General features: G+C 44.4%; 24 protein-coding genes. 21 read left to right on the forward strand and 3 right to left on the reverse strand.

Features of this window, described 5'->3' with window-relative positions:
* Positions 1-20 precede the first annotated feature (20 nt).
* The 12 genes from spaQ (at position 21) to sptP (ending at position 11,595) form a co-directional block, all read left to right on the forward strand.
* Positions 21-281 carry an SPI-1 type III secretion system export apparatus protein SpaQ gene (spaQ, locus tag ACLJNW_RS10095; protein WP_000342503.1) on the forward strand — a complete coding sequence of 87 codons (261 nt, stop codon included), beginning with the start codon at positions 21-23 and terminating at the stop codon, positions 279-281.
* 3 nt (positions 282-284) lie between these two features.
* The gene (gene spaR / locus ACLJNW_RS10100) at positions 285-1,076 is read left to right on the forward strand and encodes an SPI-1 type III secretion system export apparatus protein SpaR (RefSeq protein WP_000498965.1); all 792 of its coding nucleotides are present in this window, start codon (positions 285-287) and stop codon (positions 1,074-1,076) included.
* Positions 1,063-2,133: an SPI-1 type III secretion system export apparatus protein SpaS gene (gene spaS, locus ACLJNW_RS10105; RefSeq protein WP_000097719.1), complete on the forward strand. Its 1,071-nt coding sequence runs from the start codon at positions 1,063-1,065 to the stop codon at positions 2,131-2,133. Before spaR ends, spaS begins: the two co-directional genes overlap by 14 nt.
* 137 nt (positions 2,134-2,270) lie before the next feature.
* Positions 2,271-2,768, forward strand: a complete 498-nt coding sequence (sicA, locus tag ACLJNW_RS10110) for a SycD/LcrH family type III secretion system chaperone SicA (protein ID WP_000386309.1) — start codon at positions 2,271-2,273, stop codon at positions 2,766-2,768.
* Positions 2,769-2,770: 2 nt separating this feature from the next.
* Positions 2,771-4,552 carry an SPI-1 type III secretion system needle tip complex protein SipB gene (gene sipB, locus ACLJNW_RS10115; RefSeq protein ID WP_000245782.1) on the forward strand — a complete coding sequence of 594 codons (1,782 nt, stop codon included), beginning with the start codon at positions 2,771-2,773 and terminating at the stop codon, positions 4,550-4,552.
* A gap of 27 nt (positions 4,553-4,579) precedes the next feature.
* Complete coding sequence (gene sipC, locus ACLJNW_RS10120; RefSeq protein ID WP_000909019.1) at positions 4,580-5,809, forward strand: SPI-1 type III secretion system needle tip complex protein SipC; 1,230 nt, start codon at positions 4,580-4,582, stop codon at positions 5,807-5,809.
* Positions 5,810-5,879: 70 nt separating this feature from the next.
* Positions 5,880-6,911, forward strand: coding sequence for an SPI-1 type III secretion system needle tip complex protein SipD (gene sipD / locus ACLJNW_RS10125; protein ID WP_000932249.1), 1,032 nt, complete (start codon positions 5,880-5,882; stop codon positions 6,909-6,911).
* 18 nt (positions 6,912-6,929) lie between these two features.
* Positions 6,930-8,987, forward strand: a complete 2,058-nt coding sequence (sipA, locus tag ACLJNW_RS10130; RefSeq protein ID WP_000258818.1) for an SPI-1 type III secretion system effector SipA — start codon at positions 6,930-6,932, stop codon at positions 8,985-8,987.
* Between the two features lie 18 nt (positions 8,988-9,005).
* A complete protein-coding gene (locus ACLJNW_RS10135) occupies positions 9,006-9,254 on the forward strand; it encodes an acyl carrier protein (protein ID WP_001055579.1) in 249 nt (82 codons plus the stop codon).
* Between the two features lie 43 nt (positions 9,255-9,297).
* Positions 9,298-9,558 (forward strand): hypothetical protein, encoded by a 261-nt coding sequence (locus ACLJNW_RS10140; RefSeq protein ID WP_000692254.1) that lies wholly within the window; start codon positions 9,298-9,300, stop codon positions 9,556-9,558.
* 26 nt (positions 9,559-9,584) lie between these two features.
* Positions 9,585-9,977: a chaperone SicP gene (sicP, locus tag ACLJNW_RS10145; RefSeq protein WP_001147852.1), complete on the forward strand. Its 393-nt coding sequence runs from the start codon at positions 9,585-9,587 to the stop codon at positions 9,975-9,977.
* Positions 9,964-11,595, forward strand: a complete 1,632-nt coding sequence (gene sptP / locus ACLJNW_RS10150) for an SPI-1 type III secretion system effector GTPase-activating protein SptP (RefSeq protein ID WP_024154725.1) — start codon at positions 9,964-9,966, stop codon at positions 11,593-11,595. Before sicP ends, sptP begins: the two co-directional genes overlap by 14 nt.
* Before the next feature lie 53 nt (positions 11,596-11,648).
* Here sptP and iagB read toward each other — a convergent pair whose 3' ends face one another.
* The 3 genes from iagB to hilD all read right to left on the reverse strand — a co-directional run bounded on the left by iagB (position 11,649) and on the right by hilD (position 15,830).
* A complete protein-coding gene (gene iagB, locus ACLJNW_RS10155) occupies positions 11,649-12,131 on the reverse strand; it encodes an SPI-1 type III secretion system invasion protein IagB (RefSeq protein ID WP_000558930.1) in 483 nt (160 codons plus the stop codon).
* Positions 12,132-12,148: 17 nt separating this feature from the next.
* On the reverse strand, positions 12,149-13,810 hold the full coding sequence (hilA, locus tag ACLJNW_RS10160; protein WP_001120085.1) for a transcriptional regulator HilA: 1,662 nt from the start codon (positions 13,808-13,810) through the stop codon (positions 12,149-12,151).
* Between the two features lie 1,090 nt (positions 13,811-14,900).
* The gene (hilD, locus tag ACLJNW_RS10165) at positions 14,901-15,830 is read right to left on the reverse strand and encodes a transcriptional regulator HilD (RefSeq protein ID WP_000432699.1); all 930 of its coding nucleotides are present in this window, start codon (positions 15,828-15,830) and stop codon (positions 14,901-14,903) included.
* A 315-nt stretch (positions 15,831-16,145) separates the two neighbouring features.
* Here hilD and prgH point away from each other — a divergent pair, with 315 nt between their 5' ends.
* From prgH to sprB, 9 genes are all read left to right on the forward strand, one after another.
* Complete coding sequence (gene prgH / locus ACLJNW_RS10170; protein WP_000450199.1) at positions 16,146-17,324, forward strand: type III secretion system inner membrane ring protein PrgH; 1,179 nt, start codon at positions 16,146-16,148, stop codon at positions 17,322-17,324.
* Between the two features lie 24 nt (positions 17,325-17,348).
* A complete protein-coding gene (prgI, locus tag ACLJNW_RS10175) occupies positions 17,349-17,591 on the forward strand; it encodes a type III secretion system needle filament protein PrgI (protein WP_000235228.1) in 243 nt (80 codons plus the stop codon).
* 18 nt (positions 17,592-17,609) lie between these two features.
* Entirely contained in the window at positions 17,610-17,915 is a 306-nt protein-coding gene (gene prgJ / locus ACLJNW_RS10180) for a type III secretion system inner rod protein PrgJ (protein ID WP_000020431.1), read from the forward strand.
* Positions 17,912-18,670 carry a type III secretion system inner membrane ring lipoprotein PrgK gene (gene prgK, locus ACLJNW_RS10185; RefSeq protein ID WP_000621238.1) on the forward strand — a complete coding sequence of 253 codons (759 nt, stop codon included), beginning with the start codon at positions 17,912-17,914 and terminating at the stop codon, positions 18,668-18,670. Before prgJ ends, prgK begins: the two co-directional genes overlap by 4 nt.
* On the forward strand, positions 18,642-19,241 hold the full coding sequence (orgA, locus tag ACLJNW_RS10190; protein ID WP_077910375.1) for an oxygen-regulated invasion protein OrgA: 600 nt from the start codon (positions 18,642-18,644) through the stop codon (positions 19,239-19,241). The genes prgK and orgA overlap by 29 nt, the downstream gene beginning before the upstream one ends.
* A complete protein-coding gene (gene orgB / locus ACLJNW_RS10195; RefSeq protein ID WP_000916654.1) occupies positions 19,198-19,878 on the forward strand; it encodes a type III secretion system linker protein OrgB in 681 nt (226 codons plus the stop codon). The genes orgA and orgB overlap by 44 nt, the downstream gene beginning before the upstream one ends.
* Positions 19,875-20,327: a type III secretion system effector protein OrgC gene (locus tag ACLJNW_RS10200; protein WP_000612179.1), complete on the forward strand. Its 453-nt coding sequence runs from the start codon at positions 19,875-19,877 to the stop codon at positions 20,325-20,327. Before orgB ends, ACLJNW_RS10200 begins: the two co-directional genes overlap by 4 nt.
* Positions 20,328-20,671: 344 nt before the next feature.
* Entirely contained in the window at positions 20,672-21,559 is an 888-nt protein-coding gene (gene hilC, locus ACLJNW_RS10205) for an invasion transcriptional regulator HilC (RefSeq protein ID WP_000243998.1), read from the forward strand.
* Positions 21,560-21,943: 384 nt separating this feature from the next.
* Positions 21,944-22,699, forward strand: a complete 756-nt coding sequence (gene sprB, locus ACLJNW_RS10210) for a transcriptional regulator SprB (RefSeq protein WP_001246659.1) — start codon at positions 21,944-21,946, stop codon at positions 22,697-22,699.
* Positions 22,700-22,795 lie beyond the last annotated feature (96 nt).

Here is a 22,795-nt window from a genome sequence, read left to right on the forward strand (position 1 = left end):
TTACGAGACGGGATAGTTAAATGGATGATTTAGTGTTTGCAGGTAATAAGGCGCTCTATCTTGTTTTGATCCTGTCAGGGTGGCCGACGATTGTCGCAACGATTATCGGCCTCCTGGTAGGGTTATTCCAGACGGTAACGCAATTACAGGAACAGACGCTGCCTTTTGGCATTAAATTACTTGGCGTGTGTTTATGCTTGTTTTTACTGTCTGGCTGGTATGGCGAAGTTTTACTCTCTTACGGGCGTCAGGTGATATTCCTGGCGTTGGCTAAGGGGTAAAAAATGTTTTACGCGTTGTACTTTGAAATTCATCACCTGGTTGCGTCTGCGGCGCTAGGGTTTGCTCGCGTGGCGCCGATTTTTTTCTTCCTGCCGTTTTTGAATAGCGGGGTATTAAGCGGCGCGCCGAGAAACGCCATTATCATCCTGGTGGCATTGGGAGTATGGCCGCATGCATTGAACGAGGCGCCGCCGTTTTTATCGGTGGCGATGATCCCGTTAGTTCTGCAAGAAGCGGCGGTAGGCGTCATGCTGGGCTGTCTGCTGTCATGGCCTTTTTGGGTTATGCATGCGCTGGGTTGTATTATCGATAACCAGCGAGGGGCAACGCTAAGTAGCAGTATCGATCCGGCAAACGGTATTGATACCTCGGAAATGGCTAATTTCCTGAATATGTTTGCCGCTGTCGTTTATTTACAAAACGGCGGTCTGGTCACGATGGTTGACGTGTTAAATAAAAGCTATCAGCTATGCGATCCGATGAACGAGTGCACGCCTTCATTACCGCCGCTATTAACGTTTATTAATCAGGTGGCTCAAAACGCGTTGGTTCTGGCCAGCCCGGTGGTATTAGTGCTGTTGCTGTCAGAAGTATTCCTGGGTTTATTGTCGCGCTTTGCTCCGCAAATGAACGCTTTTGCGATTTCACTGACGGTAAAAAGCGGCATTGCCGTTTTAATTATGCTGCTTTATTTCTCTCCGGTACTACCGGACAATGTACTGCGACTCTCTTTCCAGGCCACAGGGTTAAGCAGTTGGTTTTACGAGCGAGGGGCGACGCATGTCCTCGAATAAAACAGAAAAACCGACTAAAAAACGGCTGGAAGACTCCGCTAAAAAAGGCCAGTCATTTAAAAGTAAAGATCTCATTATCGCCTGCCTGACGCTGGGAGGAATTGCCTATCTGGTGTCGTATGGCTCATTTAATGAGTTTATGGGGATAATTAAGATCATTATTGCGGATAATTTTGATCAGAGCATGGCTGACTACAGTTTGGCCGTTTTTGGGATAGGGTTAAAATATCTGATTCCATTTATGCTGCTCTGCTTAGTGTGTTCCGCATTACCGGCGTTATTACAGGCCGGTTTTGTGCTGGCGACAGAAGCATTAAAGCCTAATTTATCGGCGTTAAACCCGGTAGAAGGGGCAAAAAAACTTTTTAGTATGCGCACGGTTAAAGATACGGTCAAAACCCTACTGTATCTCTCATCCTTTGTGGTGGCCGCCATCATTTGCTGGAAGAAATATAAGGTTGAAATCTTTTCTCAGCTAAATGGCAATATTGTAGGTATTGCCGTCATTTGGCGTGAACTTCTCCTCGCATTGGTATTAACTTGCCTTGCTTGCGCATTGATTGTCTTATTATTGGATGCTATTGCGGAATATTTCCTGACCATGAAAGATATGAAAATGGATAAGGAAGAAGTGAAGCGTGAAATGAAGGAGCAGGAAGGGAACCCAGAGGTTAAATCTAAAAGACGTGAAGTTCATATGGAAATTCTGTCTGAACAGGTGAAATCTGATATTGAAAACTCACGCCTGATTGTTGCCAACCCCACGCATATTACGATCGGGATTTATTTTAAACCCGAATTGATGCCGATTCCGATGATCTCGGTGTATGAAACGAATCAGCGCGCACTGGCCGTCCGCGCCTATGCGGAGAAGGTTGGCGTACCTGTGATCGTCGATATCAAACTGGCGCGCAGTCTTTTCAAAACCCATCGCCGTTATGATCTGGTGAGTCTGGAAGAAATTGATGAAGTTTTACGTCTTCTGGTTTGGCTGGAAGAGGTAGAAAACGCGGGCAAAGACGTTATTCAGCCACAAGAAAACGAGGTACGGCATTGAGCCGCGTAAAGCAGTAGCGATGTATTCATTGGGCGTTTTTTGAATGTTCACTAACCACCGTCGGGGTTTAATAACTGCATCAGATAAACGCAGTCGTTAAGTTCTACAAAGTCGGTGACAGATAACAGGAGTAAGTAATGGATTATCAAAATAATGTCAGCGAAGAACGTGTTGCGGAAATGATTTGGGATGCCGTTAGTGAAGGCGCCACGCTAAAAGACGTTCACGGGATCCCTCAAGATATGATGGACGGTTTATATGCTCATGCTTATGAGTTTTATAACCAGGGACGACTGGATGAAGCTGAGACATTCTTTCGTTTCTTATGCATTTATGATTTTTACAATCCCGATTACACCATGGGACTGGCGGCGGTATGCCAACTGAAAAAACAATTTCAGAAAGCATGTGACCTTTATGCAGTAGCGTTTACGTTACTTAAAAATGATTATCGCCCCGTTTTTTTTACCGGGCAGTGTCAATTATTAATGCGTAAGGCGGCAAAAGCCAGACAGTGTTTTGAACTTGTCAATGAACGTACTGAAGATGAGTCTCTGCGGGCAAAAGCGTTGGTCTATCTGGAGGCGCTAAAAACGGCGGAGACAGAGCAGCACAGTGAACAAGAAAAGGAATAATTATGGTAAATGACGCAAGTAGCATTAGCCGTAGCGGATATACCCAAAATCCGCGCCTCGCTGAGGCGGCTTTTGAAGGCGTTCGTAAGAACACGGACTTTTTAAAAGCGGCGGATAAAGCTTTTAAAGATGTGGTGGCAACGAAAGCGGGCGACCTTAAAGCCGGAACAAAGTCCGGCGAGAGCGCTATTAATACGGTGGGTCTAAAGCCGCCTACGGACGCCGCCCGGGAAAAACTCTCCAGCGAAGGGCAATTGACATTACTGCTTGGCAAGTTAATGACCCTACTGGGCGATGTTTCGCTGTCTCAACTGGAGTCTCGTCTGGCGGTATGGCAGGCGATGATTGAGTCACAAAAAGAGATGGGGATTCAGGTATCGAAAGAATTCCAGACGGCTCTGGGAGAGGCTCAGGAGGCGACGGATCTCTATGAAGCCAGCATCAAAAAGACGGATACCGCCAAGAGTGTTTATGACGCTGCGGCCAAAAAACTGACGCAGGCACAAAATAAATTGCAATCGCTGGACCCGGCTGACCCCGGCTATGCACAAGCTGAAGCCGCGGTAGAACAGGCCGGAAAAGAAGCGACAGAGGCGAAAGAGGCCTTAGATAAGGCCACGGATGCGACGGTTAAAGCAGGCACAGACGCCAAAGCGAAAGCCGAGAAAGCGGATAACATTCTGACCAAATTCCAGGGAACGGCTAATGCCGCCTCTCAGAATCAGGTTTCCCAGGGTGAGCAGGATAATCTGTCAAATGTCGCCCGCCTCACTATGCTCATGGCCATGTTTATTGAGATTGTGGGCAAAAATACGGAAGAAAGCCTGCAAAACGATCTTGCGCTTTTCAACGCCTTGCAGGAAGGGCGTCAGGCGGAGATGGAAAAGAAATCGGCTGAATTCCAGGAAGAGACGCGCAAAGCCGAGGAAACGAACCGCATTATGGGATGTATCGGGAAAGTCCTCGGCGCGCTGCTAACCATTGTCAGCGTTGTGGCCGCTGTTTTTACCGGTGGGGCGAGTCTGGCGCTGGCTGCGGTGGGACTTGCGGTAATGGTTGCCGATGAAATTGTGAAGGCGGCGACGGGGGTGTCGTTTATTCAGCAGGCGCTAAACCCGATTATGGAGCATGTGCTGAAGCCGTTAATGGAGCTGATTGGCAAGGCGATTACCAAAGCGCTGGAAGGATTAGGCGTCGATAAGAAAACGGCAGAGATGGCAGGCAGCATTGTTGGTGCGATTGTTGCCGCTATTGCGATGGTAGCGGTCATTGTGGTGGTCGCAGTTGTCGGGAAAGGCGCGGCGGCGAAACTGGGTAACGCGCTGAGCAAAATGATGGGCGAAACGATTAAGAAGTTGGTGCCTAACGTGCTGAAACAGTTAGCACAAAACGGCAGCAAACTCTTTACCCAGGGGATGCAACGTATTACTAGCGGCCTGGGTAATGTGGGTAGCAAGATGGGCCTGCAAACGAATGCCTTAAGTAAAGAGCTGGTAGGTAATACCCTAAATAAAGTGGCGTTGGGCATGGAAGTCACGAATACCGCAGCCCAGTCAGCCGGTGGTGTTGCCGAGGGGGTATTTATTAAAAATGCCAGCGAGGCGCTTGCTGATTTTATGCTCGCCCGTTTTGCCATGGATCAAATTCAGCAGTGGCTTAAACAATCCGTAGAAATATTTGGTGAAAACCAGAAGGTAACGGCGGAACTGCAAAAAGCCATGTCTTCTGCGGTACAGCAAAATGCGGATGCTTCGCGTTTTATTCTGCGCCAGAGTCGCGCATAAAAACTGCCAAAATAAAGGGAGAAAAATATGTTAATTAGTAATGTGGGAATAAATCCCGCCGCTTATTTAAATAATCATTCTGTTGAGAATAGTTCACAGACAGCTTCGCAATCCGTTAGCGCTAAAGATATTCTGAATAGTATTGGTATTAGCAGCAGTAAAGTCAGTGACCTGGGGTTGAGTCCTACACTGAGCGCGCCTGCGCCAGGGGTATTAACGCAAACCCCCGGAACGATCACGTCCTTTTTAAAAGCCAGTATTCAAAATACCGACATGAATCAGGATTTGAATGCTCTGGCAAATAATGTCACGACTAAAGCGAATGAGGTTGTGCAAACCCAGTTACGCGAGCAGCAGGCAGAAGTCGGAAAGTTTTTTGATATTAGCGGAATGTCTTCCAGTGCCGTTGCGCTGTTGGCTGCCGCGAATACGTTAATGCTGACGTTGAACCAGGCTGATAGCAAACTGTCTGGTAAGTTGTCATTAGTCAGTTTTGATGCAGCTAAAACGACAGCAAGCTCCATGATGCGCGAAGGGATGAATGCGTTGTCCGGTAGTATTTCCCAGAGCGCGCTTCAGTTGGGGATCACTGGCGTGGGCGCCAAACTGGAATATAAGGGGCTGCAGAATGAAAGAGGCGCGCTTAAACATAATGCCGCGAAGATCGATAAACTGACCACTGAAAGCCACAGTATTAAAAACGTGCTGAACGGGCAGAATAGCGTCAAACTCGGTGCTGAAGGCGTCGATTCTCTGAAATCGTTAAATATGAAGAAAACCGGTACCGATGCGACGAAAAATCTTAATGATGCGACGCTTAAATCTAATGCCGGAACCAGCGCCACGGAAAGTCTGGGTATTAAAGACAGTAATAAACAAATCTCCCCTGAACATCAGGCTATTCTGTCGAAACGTCTTGAGTCTGTCGAATCCGATATTCGTCTTGAGCAGAATACCATGGATATGACCCGAATCGATGCGCGCAAGATGCAGATGACGGGCGATCTGATTATGAAGAACTCGGTCACGGTCGGTGGTATTGCAGGGGCGTCCGGGCAGTACGCCGCTACTCAGGAACGTTCCGAGCAGCAAATTAGCCAGGTGAATAACCGTGTTGCCAGCACCGCATCGGACGAAGCCCGTGAAAGTTCACGTAAATCGACCAGCCTGATTCAGGAAATGCTGAAAACAATGGAGAGCATTAACCAGTCGAAAGCATCCGCACTCGCTGCTATCGCAGGCAATATTCGCGCTTAATCTGAAAGGTCATCTATACGCCATCATGGGTGTGATTTAATCGCGCTCCTGATGGCGAACTGGGGATATTATGCTTAATATTCAAAATTATTCCGCTTCTCCTCATCCGGGGATCGTTGCCGAACGGCCGCAGACTCCCTCGGCGAGCGAGCACGTCGAGACTGCCGTGGTACCGTCTACCACAGAACATCGCGGTACAGATATCATTTCATTATCGCAGGCGGCTACTAAAATCCAGCAGGCACAGCAGACGCTGCAGTCAACGCCACCGATCTCTGAAGAGAATAATGACGAGCGCACGCTGGCGCGCCAGCAGTTGACCAGCAGCCTGAATGCGCTGGCGAAGTCTGGCGTGTCATTATCCGCAGAACAAAATGAGAACCTGCGGAGCGCGTTTTCTGCGCCGACGTCGGCCTTATTTAGCGCTTCGCCTATGGCGCAGCCGAGAACAACCATTTCTGATGCTGAGATTTGGGATATGGTTTCCCAAAATATATCGGCGATAGGTGACAGCTATCTGGGCGTTTATGAAAACGTTGTCGCAGTCTATACCGATTTTTATCAGGCCTTCAGTGATATTCTTTCCAAAATGGGAGGCTGGTTATTACCAGGTAAGGACGGTAATACCGTTAAGCTAGATGTTACCTCACTCAAAAATGATTTAAACAGTTTAGTCAATAAATATAATCAAATAAACAGTAATACCGTTTTATTTCCAGCGCAGTCAGGCAGCGGCGTTAAAGTAGCCACTGAAGCGGAAGCGAGACAGTGGCTCAGTGAATTGAATTTACCGAATAGCTGCCTGAAATCTTATGGATCCGGTTATGTCGTCACCGTTGATCTGACGCCATTACAAAAAATGGTTCAGGATATTGATGGTTTAGGCGCGCCGGGAAAAGACTCAAAACTCGAAATGGATAACGCCAAATATCAAGCCTGGCAGTCGGGTTTTAAAGCGCAGGAAGAAAATATGAAAACCACATTACAGACGCTGACGCAAAAATATAGCAATGCCAATTCATTGTACGACAACCTGGTAAAAGTGCTGAGCAGTACGATAAGTAGCAGCCTGGAAACCGCCAAAAGCTTCCTGCAAGGATAACAGAAGAGGATATTAATAATGGTTACAAGTGTAAGGACTCAGCCCCCCGTCATAATGCCAGGTATGCAGACCGAGATCAAAACGCAGGCCACGAATCTTGCGGCGAATCTTTCCGCAGTCAGAGAAAGTGCCACAACGACGCTGTCAGGGGAAATTAAAGGCCCGCAACTGGAAGATTTTCCCGCGCTGATCAAACAGGCGAGTCTGGATGCATTGTTTAAATGCGGGAAAGACGCTGAGGCGTTAAAAGAAGTTTTTACCAATTCAAATAATGTCGCCGGTAAGAAAGCGATAATGGAGTTTGCCGGGCTCTTTCGTTCAGCGCTCAACGCCACCAGTGATTCTCCTGAGGCGAAGACGCTACTGATGAAGGTAGGGGCAGAGTATACCGCGCAAATCATAAAAGATGGCCTGAAAGAAAAGTCAGCTTTTGGGCCATGGCTGCCAGAAACAAAGAAAGCGGAAGCGAAGCTGGAAAACCTGGAAAAGCAGCTGTTAGATATTATCAAAAATAACACTGGTGGTGAATTAAGTAAATTATCGACGAATCTTGTTATGCAGGAGGTGATGCCCTATATTGCCAGCTGCATTGAACATAACTTTGGCTGTACGTTAGATCCGTTAACCCGCAGCAATCTTACGCACCTTGTTGACAAAGCGGCGGCGAAGGCGGTTGAGGCGCTTGATATGTGCCACCAAAAATTAACGCAAGAGCAGGGTACCAGCGTAGGACGGGAAGCCCGGCACCTTGAAATGCAAACGTTGATACCCCTGCTGCTACGTAATGTTTTTGCACAAATTCCTGCAGATAAACTGCCTGACCCTAAAATTCCGGAGCCTGCGGCTGGACCAGTACCTGATGGTGGGAAAAAAGCAGAACCTACGGGTATTAATATCAATATTAATATTGATAGCAGTAACCATAGCGTGGATAACAGTAAGCATATTAACAATAGCCGAAGCCATGTCGATAATAGCCAGCGCCATATCGATAATAGCAACCATGATAATAGCCGGAAGACGATTGATAATAGCCGAACATTTATTGATAACAGCCAACGCCATGGCGAGTCACACCATTCGACTAACAGCAGCAACGTAAGTCATAGTCATTCGCGTGTGGATTCGACTACGCATCAAACGGAGACGGCACACAGCGCCAGCACAGGGGCAATTGACCATGGCATCGCGGGTAAAATTGACGTCACGGCTCATGCGACGGCAGAGGCTGTGACCAACGCTTCATCCGAAAGTAAAAATGGAAAGGTGGTCACGTCAGAAAAAGGCACTACGGGTGAAACACCCTCTTTTGATGAAGTCGATGGCGTAACCAGCAAGAGCATTATCGGCAAGCCGGTACAGGCCACGGTGCACGGCGTTGATGATAATAAACAGCAAAGCCAGACGGCAGAGATTGTGAATGTGAAGCCGCTTGCCAGTCAACTGGCTGGCGTCGAGAATGTTAAAACCGATACCTTACAATCAGACACGACGGTAATTACAGGTAATAAAGCCGGTACGACCGATAATGATAATAGTCAGACAGATAAGACTGGCCCATTTTCTGGTTTGAAGTTTAAGCAAAATAGTTTCCTCTCAACAGTACCGAGCGTTACGAATATGCATTCAATGCATTTCGACGCCCGTGAGACGTTTTTGGGTGTGATACGTAAAGCCCTGGAGCCAGATACCTCCACACCGTTCCCTGTACGCAGAGCGTTTGACGGCTTGCGTGCGGAAATATTACCCAATGACACGATAAAGAGTGCAGCGTTGAAAGCGCAATGTAGCGATATTGACAAGCACCCAGAATTGAAAGCGAAAATGGAGACTCTCAAAGAGGTCATTACTCATCATCCACAAAAAGAAAAACTGGCTGAGATTGCACTGCAGTTTGCCAGAGAGGCGGGGCTGACCAGGCTAAAAGGGGAAACTGACTATGTGTTAAGTAATGTGCTGGACGGCCTTATCGGAGACGGTAGCTGGCGAGCTGGCCCGGCTTACGAGTCATACCTGAATAAACCTGGCGTGGATCGGGTTATTACTACCGTTGATGGCTTGCACATGCAGCGTTAATTAACCGGGAAAGATGCGATGAATATGGATATTGAAGCAAGAGTCAAAAAAGTGATCACCTCCTGTATTGCCGTTGATGTTGATAGTATCAATGGTCAGACCCATCTGGTTGAGGATCTTTACGCTGACTCATTGGATTTAATTGATATTGTATTTGGTCTTAGTGAGGAGTTTGACATTAGTTGCAATGAAAACGATCTTCCTGATATGACGACCTTTGCGGATATATGCCGTGTTGTTAAAAAAAGTCTTGAGTCCAGGGTGTAGTATTTTTCTCTCGCTTGACAACAATTGAATAAGATTAATTGTTATGAAAATCATCACACATGTAGTACCCGGTTCAGGTATGGCTGCAATATATGATGATATTGCTGACAGTTCGCGTTTTGTTATTAAAGGCAAGTTACGTCATGTTGAAAATGATCCGAAGGAGCTGCTGATATGTGTTCCGATGCGTAGTGAATGGCTATTCTACTGGATTAAAGGAGAGAAATATTGCGCCCGGCGATGGGCGCGAAAAAGTATCAAGACATTGTGTAACCAGATTAAATTTGAAGAAGCAATCTTATAAAAGATATAATTCAAGAGGAAAGTAAATTGCAAGCACACCAGGATATTATCGCTAATATTGGTGAGAAATTGGGTTTACCGCTCACTTTTGACGACAACAATCAGTGCTTATTATTACTCGATAGCGATATTTTTACGTCTATTGAAGCTAAAGATGATATCTGGTTATTGAACGGTATGATTATACCGTTATCGCCTGTTTGTGGCGATTCTATCTGGCGGCAGATTATGGTGATTAATGGTGAACTGGCTGCGAATAATGAAGGTACGTTAGCGTATATTGATGCCGCAGAGACGTTGTTGCTTATACATGCAATTACCGATCTGACAAATACTTACCATATTATATCGCAGCTTGAGTCATTTGTGAATCAGCAGGAAGCGCTCAAAAACATACTGCAGGAATATGCTAAAGTATGAGGAGAGAAAATTGAATAATTTAACGTTGTCTTCGTTTTCAAAAGTTGGTGTGTCGAATGATGCCCGACTTTATATTGCTAAGGAAAATACTGATAAGGCATATGTTGCGCCTGAAAAATTTTCGTCAAAAGTATTAACCTGGCTTGGAAAAATGCCGTTATTTAAAAACACTGAAGTGGTGCAAAAACATACGGAAAATATCAGAGTACAGGACCAAAAGATTTTACAGACATTTCTCCATGCACTAACGGAAAAATATGGGGGAACAGCGGTTAATGACGCACTGTTAATGTCCCGTATAAATATGAACAAACCCCTTACCCAACGTTTAGCAGTGCAGATCACGGAGTGTGTAAAAGCTGCTGACGAAGGGTTTATAAACCTTATTAAGAGCAAGGATAATGTTGGTGTCAGGAATGCCGCTTTAGTCATAAAAGGCGGCGATACAAAAGTGGCAGAAAAAAATAACGATGTTGGAGCAGAAAGTAAGCAACCTTTACTCGATATCGCGCTAAAGGGACTTAAAAGAACATTACCGCAACTGGAACAAATGGATGGAAATAGCCTGCGAGAAAACTTCCAGGAGATGGCTTCAGGTAACGGCCCGCTGCGTTCATTAATGACGAATTTACAGAATTTAAATAAAATTCCAGAGGCTAAACAACTTAATGATTATGTTACAACGTTAACAAATATTCAGGTCGGTGTAGCCCGGTTCTCACAATGGGGAACCTGTGGAGGAGAGGTTGAGAGGTGGGTTGATAAAGCCTCTACTCATGAATTAACCCAGGCTGTAAAAAAAATTCACGTTATTGCTAAAGAACTGAAAAATGTTACAGCTGAACTTGAGAAAATAGAAGCCGGCGCGCCAATGCCACAGACGATGAGCGGACCGACACTGGGCCTGGCACGATTTGCGGTCAGCAGCATTCCAATTAATCAGCAAACCCAGGTGAAACTGAGCGATGGAATGCCTGTGCCAGTGAATACGTTAACTTTTGACGGTAAGCCTGTGGCATTAGCCGGTTCGTACCCAAAAAATACGCCGGATGCGCTGGAAGCGCATATGAAAATGCTTCTTGAAAAAGAATGCTCGTGCCTGGTGGTGTTAACGTCGGAAGATCAGATGCAGGCAAAACAATTACCACCCTATTTCAGAGGGAGCTACACCTTTGGCGAGGTGCATACCAACAGCCAAAAAGTGAGCTCAGCCAGTCAGGGAGAAGCGATAGACCAATACAATATGCAACTGTCCTGCGGGGAAAAGCGGTATACAATCCCGGTATTGCATGTGAAAAATTGGCCAGATCACCAGCCGTTACCGTCTACGGATCAGTTAGAATACCTGGCGGATAGGGTGAAAAATAGTAACCAAAATGGCGCGCCGGGGCGTAGTTCATCAGATAAGCATTTACCGATGATTCATTGTCTGGGCGGAGTGGGGAGAACCGGAACGATGGCGGCGGCCCTTGTACTTAAGGATAATCCTCATAGTAATCTGGAGCAGGTACGTGCAGATTTCCGGGATTCACGGAACAATAGAATGCTGGAAGACGCCTCACAGTTTGTACAACTAAAAGCAATGCAAGCCCAGTTGCTTATGACGACGGCAAGCTGATAAAAATATAGCTTACTTTTAGAACTATCTGAAAGTAAGCTATTCCTGTCTCATTATTTGTTTACCGCGATAGAAAGTCTTTTGTTTTTCTCTTCTGCTGACATCCCTTTTAATTTTCTGTAATTCTCCCAAATTTTTTTAGCATAACGTTTCCTTATATCCGATCGTTTCGGCGACGTCCCGGCATTATAAGCGCCAACGGCCTCCCAGCTATAACCGTAGATTTTCATCATATCTGATAAAATGGATGCGCCCACAATGACAGAAATGCAGGGGTCCTGTAACAACTGTTTTTCACTAATCCCCATTTTTTTCAGCCTTTTCATATGGAAGCTGTTAATTTGCATCAGGCCAAGATCGGTTGAACCATCTCGGTTATGACCAATGGCGCCAGGTTTCATCGCCGATTCCTGCTGGGCGATAGCGTAAAGTAGTTCGGATTCAATATTGAACATTTTTTCAGCCTGAAGCCAGCAATCAGCCCATGCTGTATTTATGCTAAGCAACCAGATTACGATGATAAAAAAATAATGCATATCTCCTCTCTCAGATTTTACCGTAATTTAATCAAGCGGGGATCCTGTTTCCATCTTTTGAACCAAATATTGTCTTCGTTTTTAAATTTATTCCACATTTTCTCGGCAATAGCTTCGCCGTGGGCAACCAGCACTAACGGTAATAATCCCGGATTATTATCAATACGCTGTTCACTTTCCAGAAATTCTCTTATCGTTGGTAAGGCACGCTCGCTATTCTGACAGTATTCAGCATAAAGAAGATTAACAGCAATAAGCCCTGTAATTTCCTGCGTGGATATTTCTTTAGTTAATTTTCGTGCCAGTTCATGTTTACCTTTAAGCGAAAGAAACATAACCTGCATACTTAATAATATTGGATTATCCTGTAGGTGTTGTGAGCGTAATTCATCGCCTAAACGTATAGCATCATCAATACCGGTATGATAATAGGTAATCCACAGCTTAGTGATCCCTGCGGCTGCACGCGTTGGGTCCAATTTTAAACACTCGTTAATCGTTTGTAAGGCCTCCTCCAACTGACCAGCCATGAAGAGATTCCAGCCATAATAATATTTAATATCTGCAGAGATGGGCGAAAGTAAGTTAGCTTGTTTGAATAGCAAACTCCCGACGATGTATTCTGAGTGAATCGTATTAATTAGCCCCAGTAATCCTAAAGCTTGTGGATTATTGTGGTCCAGCTCTGTCGCCTTAATCGCATGTTCTTTAGCTTTGATCATAGCGTTTTGTTTATCAAAAATCCCCATTTGCGCCATGCTGAGGTAGCATTCTGCCAGCGCACAGTAAGGCGCAATGCTGTTTGGCGACATGTTAACGCATTGAGTCAGCAATTTAAGCGCTTGCTGTAAGCTATAGGGGGTGTATTGATTTAACTCATGCTTACCGCGTAAGTAAACCATAGTACTGTCAATCGAATTTAGCTCGCTAATCTGCTTTGTGTCCCAGCGAAGCCCGGGAATACATCTGAGCAAAAGATTCGCAATTTTGTTTTGCAAGAGAGAAGCGGGTTGGTGTTCTATCAACTTAATGCTTTCCTGGTGCAGCAGGTGATAACCTTTAACCCGAACTATCTCAATCTGTACAATATTATCATTACCATCGGGTATCATCTGCCCGGAGATATAATAATCGGGGCGTAATTGATCCATGAGCTCAAGAATATCCTTAACACTGCGGCAGTTCTTCGTAATGGTCACCGGCAGCACGCTCAGGCCAAAGGGCGCATACTGCGATAATCCCTTCACGATAGAGTAATGCAGACTCTCGGATTGAACCTGATCCTGCATCTGAAAAGGAAGTATCGCCAATGTATGAGTCGTAGGTTGCGGCGCTGGCGGAGACACCACTACGACCGGACGATTAAACCGATAGCCCTGTCCGTACAGTGTTTCAATGTAACGATGCTCTTTATCTTCCGACAGAATACGTCGTAAGGCATAAATACAGCGGGTAAGAGATTCTTCGTTAACTTCCGCGTCGCCCCATACCTGGTCCAGTAAGGTGTTTTTACTCACAATCTCGCCGGCGGCTTCGAGCAGGATGACCAGAACGGCATATTCTTTTGGCGGAATATTGACTTTCTTTTCTGAGCGTAGCAGGGAGCCGTCCATGTTGAGTATGAAATCATCAAAGACGAATTTTTTATTCGATACAGGAACAGGATTAAAATGTGGCATGATAATAGTGTATTCTCTTACAGGGTGAAAAGTTATAATAACTAATACAAGTCGTTAGGATAGAATCTACTGTTTCAGTAATTCTGCTGTTAGTACTAACGGTCAGGTTGAGCTTTTATTATGAGCTTAATGTCATATTCTACGGGCTCGGGTTTATATGTTTTTAACATTTGATTATTTAGCTTATGCCTGTGCTTTAAATAACTGACATGTTGGTAATAATATTGTTATAACTAACTGTGATTATCGAATGGACGCTGCCGTATATCCTGGTGCAGAGAGAGTCAGCGCCGGGCATCTAAATATTTACATATTTAACTTGGCCTCATTGCAATAGAGATTAGTTTTGTAGCTATCTTACTGCATTTTTTTGGGGTGTAAATGCTGCTTATTATATCTTCATGGTTAATGGTCTGATAATTACACCATCAGAACCATTTTTCTCGAAGATTTCCACTAAATGACCATTCGTTGAAAGTTTAAGAGTGTAATTTGTCTTAGGTTCCAAAATATAAATGAAAGACTGTTTTTAATGGTGCGCTTATTTTTATATTTTTTTGCAAAATAATGATATCGTCTTTTCTTTACTCCCTTCAGTTATAGCGTCAAAAAGGCAGGAGGGTTATGAGCAGTATCATCCTCAGGCTGGCTCCAGGCATTATATCGATATCAGGAGGAAGAGAGGAGGTATGCCTGGCAGAAAGCTAACAAGCGTGACTGTTTCGGTATAAACCGTTCAGGCAAATAGTTCTCAGAGGGAACGGATGATGTATAAATATGAATAAAATGCCGGCCTTAATCCACAGGGTTAAAGCCGGAAGGAGATAGTGTCATCTGGACGAATTCTTACGCTGTGAATAAGGCAATATCGTTTTACCAGTCATCATAGCGATGACAAGTTCACAAAAATCGTGTTATATAATCAGCCTTACTTTAAATTACCAGAGATATCAGTATAAGCTGTCTTCCGGACAGAACAATGATATTGAATAGCCTCCCATCCTGATAGAGCGTGTTAATGCGCAGTCTGAATTTTAAATTATTACAATTTTAATAAAAATCTTTACTTAAGTGACAGATACAAAAAATGTTAATGGTTCGCCATTTTTATGAATGTCGATGGCGTAGTTTTAAAATATTTTTTGAAACATTGAATGAAGTAGGACGTGCTGTCATAACCACATTTTAATGCTACAGCATTAACATTATGGTTGCCTATGCGTAAAAGTTTTGCTGCCTGATTCATTCTTGCCGATAAGTAGATGTCGCTAAAGCTGGTACCTTCTTCTGCAAGTTTCCGTTTGAGCGTTGACGTACTCATAAATATATGATCGGCAACATCCGTAAGCTTCCACTGTCTACTGGGTGACGAAGATATAATGTTGTAAACGCGCTCCTTTAACGTTATCTGAGCCGAGCTAAGGATGATCTCATAACTCTCCGGGAGTCGGAGAAAAGCAGTAAGCAGGAACAGCAGAAAATAAGGAATTAACTCTTCATTTTCAATACAACTTTTGTTGTTACAGTTACTGCAACCTTTGCTTGTATCCTTCGTACAGGAGAACGCCGTTTTCAGATGTTCAAATACCTCTCTTCTGGCAGGAAAGTCAGGCGTATAGAAGATTTTCTGCGCTTTCTCTGTGGGTACCGCCATTTTGGTTTGCTGCTCGTTTGGGATAAGTGCATAGAGAGCGCCAAGTCGTTGCGTCGGTATCTCGAGTATATCGAAATCCATGTGGCCATTGACCTCTTCAAGCGTCACGTTAACTACCTGCTCTTTTTTGAGCACCAACATCCCAGGTTCGTCACAGTAAATCGTATCGTGATTATTGCTAATCGTCAGTTTACCGCTCCGAAAGCAAACTAAAGTGAAACTGCTTACATAAAGATTTTTGATGGTAACCTGCTGAGTCTGACTTTTAATTTGCTGCCGGGTATTTGTCAAAAGTGATTTTAATTTCTGTAAGTTATCTGCGGCAGGACGCTGATGACTATTACTTACAAAGGTTACATTTTCCATATTATCCCTTTGTTGATGTTATTTTAATGTTCCTTACTGGTATCCTACTGAAAAAATCTGAGTTGTAAATGCTCTTTATTAGCGTGTGTTGGCAATGGTCTGATTGTTACACCAAAAGAACCCAAATTTGGGTAATTTATCTACAGTAGTTTAAGCCCCAATGGGGATGATGGTTCTTTTAATATGTGTTGAGACGCATTATACAGAATAAATTGATTTTATTTCTCACTTTTCATTCTATTTTCATCAGGAATCCCTGTGTCCTGTGCGGTAATCTGCTGCTATCGAGAACGACAGACATCGCTAACAGTATATATGGAAACATCAAAAGAGAAGACGATAACAAGCCCTGGGCCATACATAGTTCGATTACTTAACAGCTCACTGAACGGCTGTGAGTTTCCATTGCTGACAGGCCGAACACTCTTTGTGGTAGGTCAGAGTGATGCGCTCACTGCTTCAGGCCAACTCCCTGATATACCTGCCGATAGCTTTTTTATCCCGCTGGACCATGGCGGAGTAAATTTTGAAATCCAGGTGGATACGGATACGACCGAAATTATACTCCATGAGCTGAAAGAAGGAAATTCTGAATCTCGTTCGGTGCAATTAAATACGCCAATACAGGTCGGTGAATTGCTTATCCTGATTCGCCCGGAAAGCGAGCCGTGGGTGCCCGAGCAGCCTGAGAAGTTAGAAACGTCTGCAAAAAAGAACGAGCCGCGTTTTAAAAACGGAATTGTAGCCGCACTGGCCGGGTTTTTTATATTGGGAATTGGGACTGTGGGGACGTTATGGATACTTAACTCGCCGCAGCGGCAGGCCGCAGAGCTCGATTCGTTATTGGGGCAGGAGAAGGAGCGTTTTCAGGTGTTGCCAGGCCGGGACAAAATGCTCTATGTCGCTGCGCAAAATGAAAGAGATACGCTGTGGGCTCGTCAGGTTTTAGCGAGGGGCGATTATGATAAAAATGCGCGAGTGATTAACGAAAACGAAGAAAATAAGCGTATCTCTATCTGGCTGGATACCTATTATCCGCAGCTGGCTTATTATCGGATTCATTTCGATGAGCCGCGTAAACCCGTTTTCTGGCTAAGCCGCCAGCGAAACACGATGAGCAAGAAAGAGCTCGAGGTGTTAAGTCAAAAGCTGAGAGCGCTAATGCCTTACGCGGATTCGGTTAACATCACGTTGATGGACGATGTTACCGCAGCAGGCCAGGCGGAAGCGGGGCTAAAACAGCAGGCGTTACCTTATTCCCGCAGGAATCATAAGGGGGGCGTAACGTTTGTTATTCAGGGGGCGCTCGATGATGTAGAAATACTCAGAGCCCGTCAATTTGTCGATAGCTATTACCGCACATGGGGAGGACGCTATGTGCAGTTTGCGATCGAATTAAAAGATGACTGGCTCAAGGGGCGCTCATTTCAGTACGGGGCGGAAGGTTATATCAAAATGAGCCCAGGCCATTGGTATTTCCCAAGCCCACTTTAATTTAACGCAAATAAGGAAGTCATTATGGCAACACCTTGGTCAGGCTATCTGGATGACGTCTCAGCAAAATTTGATACGGGCGTTGATAATCTACAAACGCAGGTAACAGAGGCGCTGGATAAATTAGCAGCAAAACCCTCCGATCCGGCGCTACTGGCGGCGTATCAGAGTAAGCTCTCGGAATATAACTTGTACCGTAACGCGCAATCGAACACGGTAAAAGTCTTTAAGGATATTGATGCTGCCATTATTCAGAACTTCCGTTAATCAGTTATAAGGTGGATTATGTCGATTGCAACTATTGTCCCTGAGAATGCCGTTATAGGGCAGGCGGTCAATATCAGGTCTATGGAAACGGACATTGTCTCGCTGGATGACCGGCTACTCCAGGCTTTTTCTGGTTCGGCGATTGCCACGGCTGTGGATAAACAGACGATTACCAACAGGATTGAGGACCCTAATCTGGTGACGGATCCTAAAGAGCTGGCTATTTCGCAAGAGATGATTTCAGATTATAACCTGTATGTTTCTATGGTCAGTACCCTTACTCGTAAAGGAGTCGGGGCTGTTGAAACGCTATTACGCTCATGATTCGTCGATATCTATATACTTTTCTGCTGGTAATGACCCTTGCCGGCTGTAAGGATAAGGATCTTTTAAAAGGACTGGACCAGGAACAGGCTAATGAGGTCATTGCCGTTCTGCAAATGCACAATATAGAGGCGAATAAAATTGATAGCGGAAAATTGGGCTATAGCATTACCGTTGCTGAGCCTGATTTTACCGCTGCGGTGTACTGGATTAAAACTTATCAGCTTCCTCCCCGGCCACGGGTGGAAATAGCGCAGATGTTCCCGGCGGATTCGCTGGTATCGTCTCCGCGAGCTGAAAAGGCCAGGTTATATTCGGCTATTGAACAGCGACTGGAACAGTCATTACAGACGATGGAGGGCGTGCTCTCCGCCAGGGTCCATATTAGTTATGATATTGATGCTGGTGAAAATGGCCGCCCGCCAAAACCTGTTCATCTGTCGGCATTAGCCGTATATGAACGAGGTTCGCCGCTTGCGCATCAGATCAGCGATATCAAGCGTTTCTTAAAGAATAGTTTTGCCGATGTGGATTATGACAACATTTCTGTTGTGTTGTCAGAACGTTCTGATGCCCAATTACAGGCTCCCGGCACACCAGTAAAACGTAATTCTTTTGCAACCAGTTGGATTGTGTTGATTATTTTGTTATCCGTGATGTCAGCAGGCTTTGGCGTCTGGTATTACAAAAACCATTATGCCCGCAATAAGAAAGGCATAACGGCTGATGATAAGGCGAAATCGTCAAATGAATAGGCAGCCATTACCCATTATCTGGCAAAGAATCATTTTTGATCCGTTATCGTATATCCATCCTCAGCGGTTGCAGATAGCGCCGGAAATGATTGTCAGACCCGCCGCCAGGGCGGCGGCAAATGAGTTAATACTGGCGGCATGGCGGCTTAAGAACGGAGAAAAGGAGTGTATTCAAAACTCACTGACGCAGCTGTGGCTGCGTCAGTGGCGCCGACTGCCGCAAGTAGCGTATTTACTCGGTTGCCATAAACTGAGAGCCGATCTGGCAAGGCAGGGAGCCTTGCTTGGCCTGCCGGATTGGGCGCAAGCATTTTTGGCAATACATCAGGGAACAAGTTTATCTGTCTGCAATAAGGCGCCGAATCACCGGTTTTTACTTAGCGTCGGGTATGCACAGTTAAATGCCCTAAATGAATTTTTACCTGAATCTTTAGCACAGCGTTTTCCTTTGCTTTTTCCTCCATTTATTGAGGAGGCATTGAAGCAGGATGCTGTAGAAATGTCAATTTTGCTACTGGCCTTACAATATGCTCAAAAATATCCCAATACCGTCCCCGCTTTCGCCTGTTGAGGGGATACTGATAAAGCGTAAAACGCTGGAACGTTATTTCTCTATTGAAAGATTAGAACAGCAGGCGCATCAACGGGCTAAGCGTATTTTGCGAGAGGCGGAAGAAGAGGCAAAGACCTTGCGGATGTACGCCTATCAGGAAGGTTACGAGCAGGGAATGATAGACGCGTTACAGCAGGTCGCCGCTTATCTTACTGATAATCAGACAATGGCCTGGAAGTGGATGGAAAAAATACAGATTTATGCCCGCGAGTTATTTTCAGCTGCGGTCGACCATCCCGAAACGCTTTTAACCGTCCTGGATGAGTGGCTAAGGGATTTCGATAAGCCTGAGGGGCAACTTTTTTTAACACTGCCAGTTAATGCGAAAAAAGATCACCAAAAACTGATGGTGTTGCTTATGGAGAACTGGCCAGGCACTTTTAATCTTAAATATCATCAGGAACAGCGCTTTATCATGAGTTGCGGCGATCAGATCGCAGAATTTTCACCTGAACAATTTGTTGAAACGGCAGTAGGCGTCATTAAGCATCATCTTGATGAACTTCCACAAGACTGCCGGACAATTTCTGATAACGCCATTAACGCACTTATTGATGAATGGAAGACAAAAACGCAAGCGGAGGTTATAAGGTGATACCGGGTACGATTCCGACTTCTTATTTGGTCCCGACAGCAGATACTGAAGCGACGGGTGTGGTTTCGTTGAGTGCCAGGGCCGCTATGCTGAATAATGTGGATAGCGCGCCTTTAAGCAATGGCGGCGACGTTGATCTTTATGATGCATTCTACCAACGACTTTTGGCGCTTCCTGAGTCAGCCTCTTCTGAAACGCTTAAAGATAGCATTTATCAAGAGATGAATGCCTTCAAAGATCCTAACAGTGGTGATTCGGCTTTTGTTTCTTTTGAGCAGCAAACGGCTATGCTACAAAACATGTTAGCAAAAGTTGAACCGGGCACCCATTTATATGAGGCTTTAAACGGGGTATTAGTTGGTACAATGAACGCACAGTCACAAATGACCTCCTGGATGCAGGAGATTATTTTATCGGGCGGGGAAAACAAAGAGGCAATTGACTGGTGAACCCCCATTGCTGGCGATTTGTGATAAGGTATGGTGTATATATCAGCAAATAATGCAGAAAATGCACCATGCCAGTGTGTCTATCTTATTGATGTATATGGATTATTAAGATGTCTGCCAGCCGTTTTATTCTGAAATGATTATATTAATATTGTAAGCTTTTATTACAAAATTGTGCATAAAGTTTGTAAGGGTATCTTTTTGTGACGAAATGAACGCGCGTTGGAATGTAATTATTGGCTATAATAATAAAAAAATCGGATTTAAATCATCTCTGTGAGTTTTAATTATTTGTTTATAAGAATATAACGATTTTGAGTTCCTTATAGCACACAGGATAAAATATGGTATTGCCTTCAATGAATAAATCAGTTGAGGCCATTAGCAATAATCACCTTCAACAGCCGAACAAATTTCCATTAATAAATGGATTAGCTGACGTAAGAGACTATTATGTCGCAAACTGCTTATTGTTTAAACTTAATAAAGGCAGTTTGCGAATTGAAAACGAATTTGGGGAGTTCATCGAACAATCTGCGCCGTGTTTATTTTTATTGGAAAAAGATCAAACAATCACGCTTAGTATGAGCGAAATAGAAGGGCATATTGATTTTTCTTCACTGGAAGTTTCCTATGACTTAATGCAAAAATTCTACAAAGTTTTTTACAGTACAAGAAACTATAATGATCGAGAGCTATCATTAAAAACGAAACCAAAGTATTTTTTTCATGCGGACTTGTTGCCAGGGATGAGTGATACTTTTGACTCTATTTTGCATGGTGTGGCATGTCCACGGGTTTGTAGTAATGTGAGTATTGATGATCATGATTATTCATATTTCTCATTGATGTATCTTATATCGGCATTTGTACGTAAGCCCGGTGGGTTTGATTTCCTTGAGCGAGCAATAAAAATTACGACAAAAGAGAAAGTTTATAACATTATTATCAGCGATCTCACCCGCAAATGGTCACAGGCTGAGGTGGCAGGAAAGCTGTTTATGAGCGTATCAAGTCTGAAGCGAAAACTGGCCGCTGAAGAGGTGAGTTTTAGCAAAATATATCTGGATGCTCGTATGAATCAGGCTATAAAATTATTACGTATGGGGGCTGGAAATATTTCACAAGTCGCGACGATGTGTGGCTATGATACGCCTTCTTATTTTATCGCTATTTTTAAACGGCATTTTAAGATTACACCGCTTAGCTTTATGCGTACGATGAACCATTGATTTGTGAAATTATTTTAAACGTTACTATCTGTTTGCGTTACAGATACCAAATATTTTTTTAATCGTAGTGTATATTTCAGTATCGCTACACCAGTGATATATAGTTAATGAAAGGGAATCGAAAGCGTTCATTGTCAGACATACATGGCCACCAGGCGTCGGGCAATCGTTGTACTCTAAGAGATTACAGTAAAGTAAAACAGCAAATTTAATCATTATCAGATTTGTAAAAGGAATTCATTTCGGTAACGACATTGCGCATGTAATAACGTATCTGGTCTTATTACCTTTGTAGTAAGAAGGCGTTATCTACTTGCGCAGTAGTCGCCCAGGAAGAAAAATCATTACCGAAGCTGTGGTCAGTTTTCAAAAAAGGATAAATAAATGAGAAATGTAATTATATACGGTATTAACTGGACTAATTGTTATGCCCTTCAGTCTATTTTTAAGCAAAAATATCCGGAAAAGTGCGTTAAAACGTGTAACTCATTAACCGCACTTTTGCATTCTCTATCCGATATGCCGGACGCCGGGCTGATTTTAGCTTTGAACCCGCATGAGCATGTTTATCTTTTTCATGCGTTGCTGACGCGGTTGCAGAACCGTAAAGTTTTGGTAGTGGCAGATCGCTTGTATTATATCGATCGCTGTGTGCTGCAATATTTTGGCGTTATGGATTATGTTTTAAAAGACGAACTATCCTGCGCTATCCGCTCGGAGCGAGAGAAGCTCCGTCTTCCGGAAGCCTGGCTGCGTTTCTGCCACAGGCCACAAAAGAAAACCGTGGCTGCTACGTATGCTTTTAATGCCGGCGAGACGCCGGAAGAGGTATTGTTTAATATCAATCAATACGCCTGGTGGAATCTACCTCCCGGTGTCACGCAGGCGAAATATGCGCTGCTGATATTATTATCCTCCGGACATCCGGCAATTGAACTGGCGAAAAAATTTGGTCTGGGAACAAAAACCGTCAGTATTTATCGTAAGAAGGTTATGTATCGTTTGGGGATGGACTCTTCACCGCTATCGCTGTTCCGGGGACTGAAACTAGACGCGCATTTACAGCGCACTGCTTTTGCACATAACCCTGCTGTACCTGACGATAATTGCGCGTTACCGATTGCGGTAGGAATGAATTAAAATATTTTTTATCATTTATGACCATGTGTTGAGCTTTTATTATAAAAAAGATTTTTTGAGTAGTAATTCTTATATATAATCATCCGGAGGTGGCTG

The sequence above is a fragment of the Salmonella sp. SAL4457 genome (assembly GCF_046548235.1).
Lineage (GTDB): Bacteria > Pseudomonadota > Gammaproteobacteria > Enterobacterales > Enterobacteriaceae > Salmonella > Salmonella enterica.

What these genes read in the sequence shown, in the direction of transcription:
- spaQ (WP_000342503.1), top strand. Translation starts at nt 21, where the DNA reads ATGGATGATTTAGTGTTTGCAGGTAATAAGGCGCTCTATCTTGTTTTG.
- spaR (WP_000498965.1), top strand. Translation starts at nt 285, where the DNA reads ATGTTTTACGCGTTGTACTTTGAAATTCATCACCTGGTTGCGTCTGCG.
- spaS (WP_000097719.1), top strand. Translation starts at nt 1,063, where the DNA reads ATGTCCTCGAATAAAACAGAAAAACCGACTAAAAAACGGCTGGAAGAC.
- sicA (WP_000386309.1), top strand. Translation starts at nt 2,271, where the DNA reads ATGGATTATCAAAATAATGTCAGCGAAGAACGTGTTGCGGAAATGATT.
- sipB (WP_000245782.1), top strand. Translation starts at nt 2,771, where the DNA reads ATGGTAAATGACGCAAGTAGCATTAGCCGTAGCGGATATACCCAAAAT.
- sipC (WP_000909019.1), top strand. Translation starts at nt 4,580, where the DNA reads ATGTTAATTAGTAATGTGGGAATAAATCCCGCCGCTTATTTAAATAAT.
- sipD (WP_000932249.1), top strand. Translation starts at nt 5,880, where the DNA reads ATGCTTAATATTCAAAATTATTCCGCTTCTCCTCATCCGGGGATCGTT.
- sipA (WP_000258818.1), top strand. Translation starts at nt 6,930, where the DNA reads ATGGTTACAAGTGTAAGGACTCAGCCCCCCGTCATAATGCCAGGTATG.
- ACLJNW_RS10135 (WP_001055579.1), top strand. Translation starts at nt 9,006, where the DNA reads ATGAATATGGATATTGAAGCAAGAGTCAAAAAAGTGATCACCTCCTGT.
- ACLJNW_RS10140 (WP_000692254.1), top strand. Translation starts at nt 9,298, where the DNA reads ATGAAAATCATCACACATGTAGTACCCGGTTCAGGTATGGCTGCAATA.
- sptP (WP_024154725.1), top strand. Translation starts at nt 9,964, where the DNA reads ATGCTAAAGTATGAGGAGAGAAAATTGAATAATTTAACGTTGTCTTCG.
- iagB (WP_000558930.1), bottom strand. Translation starts at nt 12,131, where the DNA reads ATGCATTATTTTTTTATCATCGTAATCTGGTTGCTTAGCATAAATACA.
- hilA (WP_001120085.1), bottom strand. Translation starts at nt 13,810, where the DNA reads ATGCCACATTTTAATCCTGTTCCTGTATCGAATAAAAAATTCGTCTTT.
- hilD (WP_000432699.1), bottom strand. Translation starts at nt 15,830, where the DNA reads ATGGAAAATGTAACCTTTGTAAGTAATAGTCATCAGCGTCCTGCCGCA.
- prgH (WP_000450199.1), top strand. Translation starts at nt 16,146, where the DNA reads ATGGAAACATCAAAAGAGAAGACGATAACAAGCCCTGGGCCATACATA.
- prgI (WP_000235228.1), top strand. Translation starts at nt 17,349, where the DNA reads ATGGCAACACCTTGGTCAGGCTATCTGGATGACGTCTCAGCAAAATTT.
- prgJ (WP_000020431.1), top strand. Translation starts at nt 17,610, where the DNA reads ATGTCGATTGCAACTATTGTCCCTGAGAATGCCGTTATAGGGCAGGCG.
- prgK (WP_000621238.1), top strand. Translation starts at nt 17,912, where the DNA reads ATGATTCGTCGATATCTATATACTTTTCTGCTGGTAATGACCCTTGCC.
- orgA (WP_077910375.1), top strand. Translation starts at nt 18,642, where the DNA reads ATGATAAGGCGAAATCGTCAAATGAATAGGCAGCCATTACCCATTATC.
- orgB (WP_000916654.1), top strand. Translation starts at nt 19,198, where the DNA reads ATGCTCAAAAATATCCCAATACCGTCCCCGCTTTCGCCTGTTGAGGGG.
- hilC (WP_000243998.1), top strand. Translation starts at nt 20,672, where the DNA reads ATGGTATTGCCTTCAATGAATAAATCAGTTGAGGCCATTAGCAATAAT.
- sprB (WP_001246659.1), top strand. Translation starts at nt 21,944, where the DNA reads ATGAGAAATGTAATTATATACGGTATTAACTGGACTAATTGTTATGCC.